The following is a 12,075-nucleotide window of genomic DNA, read 5'->3' on the forward strand; positions in this document are numbered from 1 at the left end:
TGGGGGCGCCGCTGCGTAAGGGGGAGCAATGGCTGACAGCATGACCGTGCTGCGCAAGGCAGGGCCACCTGGGGTGAAGAGGAACATCGCGGTACTCGGTGACGGGTTCACCGCGGTGGATCAGATCGCGTACAACAGCTGGGTCCAGACGACGTTGATCGACGGCGTCTTCGGGCACGACTACTTCAGCGAGGACGCGTCGGCGTACAACATCTACCGGGTGAACCTGGACTCCGTCGACTCCGGAGTCAGCACCCGGACGTACGACGAGCACGGGACGCCGACCGACGCGTCGGACGACACGATCGCGTCGCAGGTCGTCCACGACACCGCGCTCGGGATGATCTTCAGCGGGTCGTGGGCGCACTGCTGGCTCGAGTACGGGACGGACACCGAGGCCCGGATCCAGGCCGCGCTGAACAAGTGGGTGCCGGACTGGAACGAGCTGCTCGTCGTACTGAACAACCCGAACTACGGCGGCTGCGGAGGCGGCGGCCGCGCCCACGTGCCGATGGGTGTGAACTGGACCGTCATCGCGCACGAGTTCGGCCATGGGATCGGCGGCTTCGCGGACGAGTACTCGGCCGGCGGCGCGTACACCGGCGGCGAGCAGGGGTGGATCAACCTGACCACCATCACCGACCGCGCGACGACGAAGTGGGCGAACCTGATCGCGCCGAGCACGCCGTTGCCGACCGGCACCGGCGCCGCCGCGAACTACAACAACGGACCGCGCCCGGCCGACTGGAACAGCAACACCGACGTCGGCCTGTTCGAGGGCGGCGGTACGGCGAACACCGGCCTGTACCGTCCGGTCGAGAACTGCCGGATGAACGGCAACACACCGCCGTACTGCCCGGTCTGCTACACCTCGATCAAGACCGCGCGCGACCACGAGACCGAGCACACGTTCCGCAACGCCTACGCCGGCCGCTTCTATGGCACCGGCCGCAGCGACCTGCTGCTGCACCACGGCACGTCGATCCAGCTGTTCCAGGCCGACGCTACGGCGCTCGAACACCGCTTCAGCGCCGTCGAACGGGTCCCTGGCTCGTGGCAGTTCATGCCGAACGACCAGGTGTACGTCGGCGACTTCGACGGCGACGGCATGGACGAGGTGGCGATCTTCAACGGTGTCGACTGGGTGATGCCGTACCTCGGCCTGCTGAAGTCCGACGGTGCCGGTGGTCTGCGCCTGGTCGCGCGGTACGACGGTGACATCCGCGGCTGGGGTGGGTTCGCGGCGCACGACCGCTTCCTGGTGGCCGACCTGAACGGCGACGGCAGCGACGACCTGGTCGTGGTGAACACCGACGACTGGTCGATGCCGTACGTCGGCCTGCTGCGCTCGACCGGCAGCGGCTTCTGGATGAGCCAGCGCTACGACGGTGACATCCCCGGATGGGGCGGGCTCGCCCGGCACGACGAGTTCTTCGTCGGCGACCTGACCGGCAACGGCAGCGACGATCTCGTGATCTTCAACGGCGACGACTGGTCGATGGCGTACGTCGGCCTGTTCGGCGCGAGCGCCGCCGGGTACTCGATGCTCCACCGGTACGACGGCGACATCCCCGGCTGGGGCGGGCTCGCTCAGCACGACCGGCTGATACTCGGCGACTTCGACGGGGACGGGAGATGCGACGTGTTCGTGTTCAACGGCGTGGACTGGTCGATGGCGTACCTCGGCCTGTTCCGCTCGACAGGCTCCGGGCTCGCGTACGTCCATCGGCACGACGGCGACGTACCGGGCTGGGACGGGCTGGCGCGGCACGACGAGTTCTTCGCCGCCGACATTGACGGCACCGGGCGCTGCGACCTGTGGGCGTGGAACGACCAGGACTGGTCGACGGAGTACCTCGGCCGGATGCTCAGCTCGGGGACCGACCTGAAGGCCGACTACGCCGGCGACTGGGTGGGGGAGTGGAACCTCGGCTCCGTCGACCGGTTCGAGCCCGCCCGGATGACCGGGCGCAGCGGGAAACCGCAGCTGTACGTGCACAACACCGACTGGTTCGGCGTCATCAACGGGCGCCGGGGCATCACGCTCGACCGCATCTACTACCGCTGGATCCACAACTACCGCCACGGCCGGAACTGGTAAGGAGGCCGACAATGAAGCAACCCAAAGGCACTCAGACGGAACAGCCGGCAACGCGCGATCGCCGGCCCGCGAAGGCCCCGGCCGGAGAAACCCGGCGGACGCATGCCGCCGTACCACCACACTCCGGCCCCACCAAGCCGGATCCGAAGCAGCGGTATGCGGGCGGGGGCAGCGGCCCGGATGTGAGTCGGGCGACGAAGCCCGCGTACGACCGGGAGGCGGCGAGCCGCGAGTCGGCGGAGCAGTTGCCGTCGGGCGGGTACCCGGACCAGCAGGCCGCGCGCACCCGCCGTACCGGCGCTCCGGCCGAGCAGTACGTACGGCTGCGGATCCGCGTACGCGGCGATCGGCTCACGGTCGTCGACAGCCACCTGGTCGACGGACCGCTGGCCCAGTCCGCGACGTTCCACGGCGCGAACGCGTACGAGGTCACGTACCACGACCGGTTGCTGCACGCCGGCACCGTCGCGGACCCGAACACGCAACGCTCGTTCCCGAGCCCGGACGGCCCGGAGGAGATGCGTGGCCACAACATCACGCCACGGGAGATCTACGAGTTCATCGCTCGCGTACCGGCGTCCGACGTCACCGAGCAGACCCGCGAAGGCATCCAGGTCCGCCTGCACCGCATCGACGAACCGACCACCGCCGACCGGATCGCAAGCACCCCGCTCGGCGCCCAGTTCGAAGGCCGCCTGACCCAGCTCGCCGAGCTCACCGGCCTCCCCGAATCCACCCTCCCGAACGCCATCGAATCCCGAGGCGGCCACACCGCAACCGGCCGCTGATCGGCGACCGGCAACAACCAATGGTGACCGGGGACAGGCCGTGATCTGTCCCCGGTCACCATTGCCTGTCGCGGGTTCCGGCGGAAACGATTCCAAGCGAGCTATGTACACGCTCTCGCAACGTTGCTAGATTCCGGGCTGATTTGACATCGATGTCAACCTCAGGGAGTGGTCGCGATGGTTTCGAGACGTGCGTTCCTGGCGGGCAGCGGTGCGGTGACGGCGGGTGGGTTCGGGGTTCTCCAACCCTTCGCGTCGACAGCGCAAGCCGCAGTTTCATCGACGTCCGGCAGCCCCGCTCGGCTGCTGCCGGTGTTCAGCCGCCCACGACACCTTGACTACGGCGACGTCAGCAAAATCGGTGGGGCAGATCAGACCCTGCTGACAACGTTGCAAGGCGTCGTCAACCGAACCGAGCCCGAGTTGTACTTCCTCTACGACACGGGAACCGTGAGTGCCCCGGACGCCGCCTGGCTGTCCGACATGCGCCTGCCGAAGAAGCTCTACAAGAACCCGCTGGACCTGGTCGCGAAGTACCGGCACCGGATCCGCGGCGCGATCGTCCACGATCCTGCCGTACCGGACTCGCTGAACGTCGCGACCACGCTCGCCGGCCTGGAGAACGCCGTCGTCGCGGACGCCGACCAGGCGAAGGCGCACGGGCTGAGGATCGTGAAGGACCTGCGCGGGATGTTCGACGACGACCGCGTCAAGACGTACCGCTGGCAGCTGGACAACCTGTTCCCGCGGGTCACCAAGCAGCTGCTCGCGGGCCTGCCGCCGACCCAGGTGGTCGACGTCGAAGGCGTGCAGTGGCTGGAGATCGCCCGCGAGACCCAGCAGATCAGGGACTCCTCCAACCGCGGCGTGTACAACCTGGACGTGTCGGCCAAGCTCGGCAAGGAGGCCGTGTACGTCAGGTTCGCCGACTCGTTCACCGACGACGGCTGGGGTGGGTCCGCGCGCACCTTCTCGGTGAAAGCGAACGGCACCGTGATCGCCTCCTTCGAGCCCGGTACGCCGGAGGAGGAGCCGTACCTGTTCGACGGCTCGCACTCCTCGATCGGTGGTGACGCCAACAGATTCGCCGACGGCGGCAACTACTGGATCTACAAGTTCGAGCCGCCGGCGGGTACGACCTCCCTGGTCGTCACCGCGGAGATGTGGAACCAGTACCTGGTTTCGGCCACCGACACGTCGCCGACCCGGATCGAGCCGTTCCCGTACTTCCGCGACTACGTGGTGGCCACCAAGGCCCTGGTCAGCTGGCTACCACCCGGCGGCGCGACCGGCGACCTGCTGATCGAGCACTACGCGAAGTGGCCGACGCTGGCCCCGTACATGGGCTGGTTCGCGAACGACGTCTCCGGTGAATGGGACGGCGTCGACCTCGCGTCGAAGGGCGGATCGCCCGTCGTCGCGGCCGACTTCTACATGAACGGCACCGTGCACGCGGGCTTCACGTCGCCGATCTCGTCCAAGCCGCGCCCGATCCGGCGCATCGACAAGCCGAAGAACAAGGTGTACCTGACGCTGACGTTCGGCGAGGGCGACAACATCCAGTACTGCCAACGCCGGCTGCGCGAGATCTGGGACGACCCGAAGCGCGGCGAAGTACCGACGAACTGGACGATCGACCCGTTGCTCGCCGAGGCCGGTCCGAACATCTACAGCTACTTCCAGCGGACCGCGACCTCGAACGACCTGCTCGTCTGCGGGCCGTCCGGCGCCGGCTACACGTACCCGGCGTCGTGGAAGCCCGAGGAACTCACGCAGTACCTGAAGATGTCCGGCTCGTTCATGAGCCGTACCGGGCTGGACATTGTGTATGCGTACAGCGGCCGGCAGGACAACACCTGGGTCCTGCTGTCCGAGGAGATCGCCAAGGGGTTCGCCGCCTACACGCCGACCAAGGGCATCATGCAGACGTGGGACGGTGACACCCTGACCGCGAAGGTGGGTGGCATCCCGATCACCGGCGGCTGGGGCGCACCCGGCAAGGCGGCCGAGTTCAAGGCCGCGCTCGACCAGCGGATCGCGAGTTGGGACGGCGCCAGCCCGCTGTTCATCTCGGGGCTGATCGGCGCCTGGTCGTGGGCCCCGTCCGACATGGCCGAACTGGGCCCACTGCTCACCGACCCGTACGAGCTGGTGCTCGCGAACACCTTCTACGACCTGCTCAACCGGGTGCTGTAGGCAACTACCAGCGGTGGGCGACGTCCACCACGAGACGGGTGTTCGAGCCCGGCCCCGCCAGCGTGAAGACGCGGAACGGGAGCCGGGCGCGGACGCCCAGCCCGATCGTGGTCTGCCCCTCGAAGCTGCCCGCGAACGCCACTTGGCGGAACGTGCTGTACCCGGTCACGTTCGCCAGTTCCCGGCCGTTCGCCGGGGTGTACGTCGGTGTGCCGGCCGCGCTGTACGACGGTGCGCGCACCACCACCTGCAGACGGGCGCCGCCGCGAAGCGGGACGGCGGCCCCGGAGCCGTCCTGCCGTACGGTGCCGACGTACCGGACGTCGTACCCGGCGGACCGTCCGCGCAGGTCGATCACGAGCCGGTCGTAGCAGGGGTGCCGGCCGGTGCGGACGCCCGTCACCGGCGACTGCACCATCCGGCTGTTGCTCTCGGGCAGCGATCCCCAGCCCGACGGGCAGGAGGTCACGGTGGTTCGGGGGGCGGTGGACGATCCGGCTACTGAGCTGGAGGCTGATCCGGCTGCCGGGGCTGCGAACGCGGCGGCCGGGACAGCCAATACCGCGAGTGCGGCGAGGATCGTCTTGGGGGTGCTGTGATGGATCTTCATGATGATGTCCCCCCTTCAGGACTTACCCATTGGACGCTCCGTACGGTGGATTGGTTGACTGCGCAGATGACGCCTGACGAGCTCCTCGACGTTTTCCAGCGCCGCATCCGGCTTCCGGACGCCGACGCGATTCCGGGCTGGAAGCAGGAGCACGTCGGGCCGGTTCATCGCTCGTACGTCGAAGGTGCCGACGGCGCCGGGTTTGTGGAGACGCCGCGCGGGCTGGGCGCGGACCCGGACGCGGTGATTGCGCAGGAGGTGGCGTTCTTCCGGGAGCGCGGCCTGCCGTTCGAGTGGAAGACGTACGCCTATGACAAGCCGGCCGACCTGGGGGAGCGGCTGGAGCGGCACGGGTTCACGAAGGGCGAGCCGGAGACGCTGATCCTCGGCGAGGTGGACCGGATCCTCGAGCGGCCGTCCGCGCTGCCGTCGAAGGTGCGGCTGCGGGAGGCGGAGGGGCCGGACGACTACCACCGGATCGCCGTCCTGATGGACACGCTCTGGCACAACGGGCTGGAGCGGGTCGAGGAGCGGCTGGCCTCCGAGGCGCGAATGTTCCCGGACCGGCTGTCGGTGTTCCTGGCCGAGGACGTACTGCGGGGTGGACCGGCGATCTCGGCAGCGTGGATCCGGTTTCACCCTGGGACGGGATTCGGCAGCCTGTGGGGCGGCGGCACGCTCCCGCAGTGGCGGCGGCAGGGGTTGTACTCCACTCTCCTCGCGCACCGCGCCCGGCTGGCCAAGGACCGCGGCTACGAGTTCCTCCGCGTCGACGCCTCCGAAGACTCCCGCCCCATCCTCCAGAAGCTCGGCCTGCACGCGGTGACTGTGACGACACCGTACGAGTGGACACCCTGACCTGACGAGCGGAACGACACACCGACGCTGTACGTTGCCAGCATCATGGCCCTGAAAATCGCTTCCCGCTTCCGCCGGCTGCTGCAGCGCCCCGGCTCGATCGATCTCGGCCCGTACGAACGGCTCACCCAGCTGGTCGGCGAGGCGGAGGATTCGGTCGTCGACCTGACCGACGAAGAGCTCACCGAGGCGGTCGCGGAACTGCGCACCACCGGCGGGCTGCACGAGGACGAGCAGATCGAGTACCTCGCCCTGGCGCGCGACGCCGGGCGGCGGGCGATCGGCGAGCGCGCGTTCGACGGCCAGGTCGTCGGCGCGCTGGCGATGCTGCAGGGCCGGATCGTCGAGATGGCGACCGGTGAGGGCAAGACGCTGGCCGGTGCGATCGCCGCCGCGGGGTATGCGCTCGGTGGGCGCAAGGTGCATGTGCTCGCGGTCAACGACTACCTGGCACAGCGCGACGCCGAGTGGATGGGCCCGGTCTACGAGCTGCTCGGCGTGACCGTGTCGCACGTCGGCCAGGCGTCGACACCGGAGGAGCGCCGGGAGGCGTACCAGGCCGAGGTCTGCTACGTCCCGGTCAACGAGATCGGCTTCGACGTACTGCGGGACCGGCTCGTCACCGACGTCGCGGATCGGGTCACCGTCGACGCGGACGTGGCGCTCGTCGACGAGGCCGACTCGGTGCTGATCGACGAGGCCCGGGTGCCGATGGTGCTGGCCGGCGCGACCCGTACCGAGGCGCTCGACGACGACGTGGTGCAGCTGGTCCGCACGCTGCGCGCCGGGGTCGACTACGAGATCGACGGCGACGGCCGTACGGTCGCGCTCACCGACAGGGGCACCGACAAGGTAGAAGAAGCCCTCGGCGAACGCGCCGCAGCCGAAGCCGCCGCCGCAGCTGAAGCCGCCGCAGCCGCCGAGGCCGCGGTCGCTGAGGTCGACGAGGAGGGCGAGGACGGGGCTGCGGCGGACGCCGATGCGACCGTCGAGACCGACGCCGCCACGGATGCCGACGAGGACGTCGCGGAGACGGACGACGCTGACGCCGATCAAGCTGCTGACCCGGACGACGCCGAGGCGGACGACGCGGACGCGGATTCCGATGGGGACGACGCTGCGGCGGACGAGGCTGCGCCGGCGAAGTTCAATCTGTACGACGACGAGAATCTGGATCGGCTGACGCAGATCAACGTCGCGCTGCATGCCGAGGTGTTGTTGCGGAAGGACGTCGACTACCTGGTACGCGACGGCAAGGTCAGCCTGATCAACAACAACCGCGGCCGGGTCGCGAAGCTGCAGCGCTGGCCCGACGGTCTGCAGGCCGCGGTCGAGGCGAAGGAAGCCGTCCCGGTCAGCGACTCCGGCGAGGTGCTCGACAGCATCACCGTGCAGGCGCTGATCAAGCGGTACAAGTCGCTCTGCGGCATGACCGGTACCGCCGTCGTGGTAGGCGAATCGCTCAAGGAGTTCTACGACGTCGACGTCGCGGTCGTCCCGCCGAACAAGCCGAACGTCCGCAAGGACGACCAGGACCGGCTGTACCTGACCGTCGACCAGAAGAACGAAGCACTGGTCAAGCACATCGGCGAGCTGCACGAGGCCGGGCGGCCGATCCTGATCGGCACGCACAGCGTCGAGGAGTCCGAGCAGCTCAGCGACAAGCTCGAGGCCGCCGAGATCACGCACGTCGTCCTGAACGCGAAGAACGACGCCGAAGAGGCCGCGATCATCGCCGAGGCCGGTGTGCCCGGGACGGTGACGGTCTCGACGCAGATGGCCGGCCGCGGTACCGACATCCGGCTGGGCGGCAAGGACGAGACGCACGACAAGGAGAAGGCCATCGAGCTCGGCGGCCTGTACGTCGTCGGCACCGGCCTGCACGCGTCGCGGCGGCTCGACGACCAGCTGCGCGGCCGCGCCGGCCGGCAGGGCGACCCGGGCGGCACGCTGTTCTTCGCCTCGCTCGCCGACGAGCTCGTCACCCGGTACTCGGTCTCGTCGGGCCTGCGCCCGCACCCGGACGACACCGGCCGGCTCACCGACCGCAAGTCGATCGCGATGCTCGAGCACGCGCAGCGCGTCGCGGACGGTGCGAACGCCGAGCTGCACCGCACCACCTGGCAGTACAACCGCCTGACCGGGCAGCAGCGCGCGATCCTGCTGGAGACCCGCGAGCAGGTGCTGACCGAGGATCTCGCGGCGACCGAGCTCGCCGAGCGCGCCAAGGAGCGGTACGACGAACTGGTCGACGAGGTCGGCGAGGACGTGGTGAAGAGCGCCGCGCGGCGGATCGCGCTGGGGCATCTGGATCGGCGCTGGACCGATCACCTGGCGTACCTGGCCGACCTCCGCGAGGGCATCCACCTGCGGTCGCTGGCCGGCGGCATCGTGCATCTGAAGCCGATCGACGAGTTCAACAAGTCGGCGATCGCGTCGTTCGAGACCCTGATCGAGGACTCCTGGAAGGACGCGGCCGAGACGTTCGCCGAGGCCGAGATCGGCACCGAGGGGCTGAACGAGGAGGCCAGCGGGATCCCGCGGCCGACCGCGACCTGGACGTACCTGGTCAACGACAACCCGTTCGGCACCGAGGCCGACCGGATCCTCGGCCGGCTCCGGAACGCGATCAAGCCCGAGTCCGTCGCCGAGCCCGAGGAGCTCCTCGCCGAGGAGTTCGACGCCGACGACCTCCCCGAGGAACTCCGCGACGCCGACGCCGACGCCGAAGACCTGGCCGACGACGACGACGAAGCCGGCGAAGAAGCCGACGAGGACAAGAAGAAGGACTGAGACTTTGGTCTAGGGGTGGGCAGCCGTCGGCTCGATGCGGGCCGGCGGCTTGCTGAGCGAACCTCTGTCCATGCCCACGCACCGCGGCCCCTGGCTGCTCATCGTCGACATCGCGATCCCGCTCGCCCTGTACTACGGTCTCAAGGCGCTCGGCGTGAGCGACCTGAACGCGCTGCTCGTCGGCGTCGTCCCCGGACTGATCAGCTCGGCGGTCTCGCTGGTGCGCGAGCGCCGTACCGATCTCGTCGGGATGGCCGTCGTGGTCAGCATGGTGGCGAGTTCGGTGGTCGCCGTGATCGGTGGGGACGCGCGGTTGCTGCTCGTCCGGAACGCGTGGATCAGCCTCCCGTTCGCCGGCATCACGCTGTGGTCGCTGCGGCATCCGCAGCCACTCACGTACGTCGTCACTCGGGCGATGATGGTGCGCCGGGGCCCCCTGATGGATGAGTTCTGGGAGACCAACGAGCGATTCCGGAACGCGTGGAAGTGGATCACGGTGTGGTGGGGAATCGCGACGATCATCGACGGCGTGGTGCGGATCGTCGTCTCGTACACGCTGCCGATCTCCGTCGTACCGGCGACCGACCCGGTGATCACCGTCATCACCATCGTCGTACTACAGGTCCCAACCATCATCCTCCTCCGCCGCAGCGGCACTTGGCACGCCGTCTTCGCCCCCAGGCGCCCTACAGTCGGGTGAGTGACCGACTACGTTTCGCAAGACCGGATGGCGGAGCTGATCGACAGCGGCGAGGCGACGCCGATGCTGCGCGGGATGGAGGTCGGTCCGACGTTCCACGCCGACCGCTGGTGGTACATCCCGGCCGAGGCCGCCGACGACGCGGACTACCAGCTCGCCGACCCCGAGCTGTCCGAACGCTTCGACAGACTCCGCCGCCGAGCCGAAGCAGTAGACCGAGTCCAAGCCGAACTCGACGAAGGCCGAGCCGAGCGAGGCGACGGGGAATGAGTCCGCGGGCTGGGCGTCGGCAGCCGAGTAGGGATGAGCTTGCTGCTGCGCAGCAGGTGGTGGATCTGTTTGCCGGCGAGGCTCTGCTGGCTCTGGACCGGTACGAGCAGTCGTTTCCGGCGGACGCGCCGGACAAGGCTCGACGTACGGCGGACCGGCTGGCGTACTGGTGGCGCAAGCTCGAGCTCGACGACGTACGCCTGGACCGCGCAGGCACCGACTCCGAGCAGATCCTGGCAAAGGCGGCCGACCTCTCACTGGACCCGAACAACAAATGGGGTGTCAGCCTGCAGGAGGCGTCCGCGCTCGCGATCAACGACGCCTCGATCGAGGGCCGACCGCTGCCGACCAAGAGCATCGAGGACCTCCGGAAGGACTTTGCGGAGGCGTACGGCGGGAGAGCCGGCGAGCCGTCCCAGGACAGCGCCTGGCTGGCCGAATCGCTGACCCGCTTCGGCCGCGCGAGCGTACTGCGGGACGTGATCGCCGAGAGCGCAAAGGTCCGCGTGAGCGAACCACTCCGCGAGGCAGCCGACGACCTGGTCCGCCAGGGCCAACAACTGATGGACAACCGGCTGGACCTCGCCCGGAGCCACGAAAGGCCGATCAACCGCCGCGACGTCATCGCACGACAAGCCCGCGCAACGTCCGCCTACTTCGCCTACAGCCTCGGAGTCAACCTCACCGGCGCACCGCTCTGGGCCGACCTGGCACTGAAGGCACCCGCACTCGGGCTGTACATGAAGGAAACCCGCGACGCTTGGCGCGAGCACGCCCAAACCGTCGCCTCCCGCCACGACCCCGCCCAAGCCCAACTCCGCTCAGTCCGCACAAACCTCGTCAACACCCTGAACACCCCACCCCCCACCACCCGCCGAGACACCAGAGCCCTACGCAACCCCCCACCCCCAACCCAAGACCGCTAACCCCTACGCCCCAACCCCACCCCCACCCCCACCCCCACCCCCACCCCCACCCCCACCCGCCCCGCCGAAACCCCCGGGCCTGACGTAACGCGCCTGCCCACAACCTCACCCAGACCGCTGGCCCACCCCTGACCCCGCCGCATCTGTCCTCCGCCGCCGATTCGTGGATCTTGGTTGGTCGGACCGGCGTGTCGGCAGCCGAACTCCACGACTCGCCGGCGCAAGGCGCAGCCAGCCGCCACGACTCGGCGGACGAGGCGAAAGGTCGGCGGGGCGGGACTCGGGCGGGGCGGGGCTCGGGCGGGGCCGGGCTCGGGCGGGGTGCGGTGGGGTGGTGACGGCTGGCGCGTGGATGTGGGCGTGGGGTCGGGTAGCGCGTGGATGGCTGCGCGTGGGCGGTGTTTGGCCGACCGCGCGTGGGTTGGCCGGCCGCGCGTGGGCACCCACTCCAGCGGCCCTACCCCTGACCTCGCCGCCGTTGAGTCGTGGAAATTGGTTGGCGGGACGGACCGAAATCCACGACTCGACGGGCCAGGCAGCAACCAGTTACCACGACTCGGCGGGGGGCCGCAGGCCGGGTGGCGTGCGGGCCGGTGGGGTCTACGCACGTCGGAGCCGCGTAGGCCGTCCCGTGTCGTCCCGTACGTGCCGCACTTGCCGTACGTGCCGTACGTGACGTCCCGTGTCGTCCCGTGCGTGCCGTGCGTGCCGTGCGTGCCGTGCGTGCCGTGCGTGCCGTGCCGTACGTGCCGTACGTGACGTCCCGTGTCGTCCCGTGCGTGCCGTGCGTGCCGTGCGTGCCGTGCGTGCCGTGCGTGCCGTGCCGTGCGTGC

Annotated in this window: 9 protein-coding genes; 8 read left to right on the forward strand and 1 reads right to left on the reverse strand. The window is 69.2% G+C overall.

The window, feature by feature from the left end; translation table 11 throughout:
• Nucleotides 1-28 precede the first annotated feature (28 nt).
• The 3 genes from ACGFI6_RS41225 (at nt 29) to ACGFI6_RS41235 (ending at nt 5,085) form a co-directional block, all read left to right on the forward strand.
• Complete coding sequence (locus ACGFI6_RS41225; RefSeq protein ID WP_393128165.1) at nt 29-2,101, forward strand: M64 family metallopeptidase; 2,073 nt, start codon at nt 29-31, stop codon at nt 2,099-2,101.
• Between the two features lie 11 nt (nt 2,102-2,112).
• Entirely contained in the window at nt 2,113-2,889 is a 777-nt protein-coding gene (locus ACGFI6_RS41230; protein ID WP_393128166.1) for a hypothetical protein, read from the forward strand.
• 177 nt (nt 2,890-3,066) lie between these two features.
• Nucleotides 3,067-5,085 carry a GxGYxYP domain-containing protein gene (locus tag ACGFI6_RS41235; protein ID WP_393128167.1) on the forward strand — a complete coding sequence of 673 codons (2,019 nt, stop codon included), beginning with the start codon at nt 3,067-3,069 and terminating at the stop codon, nt 5,083-5,085.
• A 4-nt stretch (nt 5,086-5,089) separates the two neighbouring features.
• Here ACGFI6_RS41235 and ACGFI6_RS41240 read toward each other — a convergent pair whose 3' ends face one another.
• The gene (locus ACGFI6_RS41240) at nt 5,090-5,695 is read right to left on the reverse strand and encodes a hypothetical protein (RefSeq protein ID WP_393128168.1); all 606 of its coding nucleotides are present in this window, start codon (nt 5,693-5,695) and stop codon (nt 5,090-5,092) included.
• 66 nt (nt 5,696-5,761) lie between these two features.
• On the opposite strand from ACGFI6_RS41240, the gene ACGFI6_RS41245 reads away from it, so the two are divergent.
• The 5 genes from ACGFI6_RS41245 to ACGFI6_RS41265 all read left to right on the forward strand — a co-directional run bounded on the left by ACGFI6_RS41245 (nt 5,762) and on the right by ACGFI6_RS41265 (nt 11,242).
• Complete coding sequence (locus tag ACGFI6_RS41245) at nt 5,762-6,553, forward strand: GNAT family N-acetyltransferase (RefSeq protein ID WP_393128169.1); 792 nt, start codon at nt 5,762-5,764, stop codon at nt 6,551-6,553.
• Between the two features lie 45 nt (nt 6,554-6,598).
• Complete coding sequence (locus ACGFI6_RS41250; protein WP_393128170.1) at nt 6,599-9,346, forward strand: accessory Sec system translocase SecA2; 2,748 nt, start codon at nt 6,599-6,601, stop codon at nt 9,344-9,346.
• Between the two features lie 70 nt (nt 9,347-9,416).
• Nucleotides 9,417-10,046 (forward strand): VC0807 family protein, encoded by a 630-nt coding sequence (locus ACGFI6_RS41255; RefSeq protein ID WP_393128171.1) that lies wholly within the window; start codon nt 9,417-9,419, stop codon nt 10,044-10,046.
• Complete coding sequence (locus tag ACGFI6_RS41260; protein ID WP_393128172.1) at nt 10,047-10,316, forward strand: hypothetical protein; 270 nt, start codon at nt 10,047-10,049, stop codon at nt 10,314-10,316. It begins immediately after the preceding gene.
• A gap of 59 nt (nt 10,317-10,375) precedes the next feature.
• Complete coding sequence (locus ACGFI6_RS41265) at nt 10,376-11,242, forward strand: hypothetical protein (protein ID WP_393128173.1); 867 nt, start codon at nt 10,376-10,378, stop codon at nt 11,240-11,242.
• Nucleotides 11,243-12,075: the final 833 nt, after the last annotated feature.

It is taken from the genome of Kribbella sp. NPDC048928, from assembly GCF_043197975.1.
In the GTDB taxonomy this organism is placed as follows: Bacteria; Actinomycetota; Actinomycetes; order Propionibacteriales; family Kribbellaceae; genus Kribbella.